General features: G+C 43.0%; 1 protein-coding gene. It reads left to right on the forward strand.

Translation table 11 applies throughout. From position 1 onward, the window contains the following. A partial coding sequence (locus BN338_RS09835) for a tyrosine-type recombinase/integrase (RefSeq protein ID WP_156809285.1) occupies nucleotides 1-572 on the forward strand: 572 nt, incomplete at both ends.

Here is a 572-nt window from a genome sequence, read left to right on the forward strand (position 1 = left end):
ATATGGCATACAAAAGCTGATACAGCGCGTAAAGCACTGAACCGTCTTAATCTTTGTTTCAAACATGCGGCTGCATTAGGATTAGATGTTGATTTACAAGTCACAGCCAAAGCACGTGCCCTCTTAGGGAAACAACGCCATAAAGCTATGAATATGCCAGCAATGGATTGGAAAGATGTGCCGGCTTTTTATCAAACACTTTGCCAAACAACAACCATGACACAATTGGCTTTGCGTTTACTTATTCTGACAGGTGTTCGTACCAATCCTTTGCGTCATATTCATGAAGATCAGATTGAAGGAGATATATGGACTATTCCTGCTGAAAATATGAAAGGAAGACGGGATGCTACAACTGAATTTCGCGTGCCTTTATCATCAGAAGCATTAAAAGTGATAGAACAAGCACGCCCTCTATCTCGCAATAGATTCCTTTTTTCTGCGCGCAGTCGTGGTCCTCTTGGAGACACTAGCATGTCACAATACATGAAAAAAACTGGGCTAGAGGCATGCCCGCATGGCTTTCGCTCTAGTTTACGCAATTGGCTTGCTGAAACAACCGATGCTCCCTA

Source organism: Bartonella queenslandensis AUST/NH15 (genome assembly GCF_000312585.1).
Classification (GTDB): Bacteria; Pseudomonadota; Alphaproteobacteria; order Rhizobiales; family Rhizobiaceae; genus Bartonella; species Bartonella queenslandensis_A.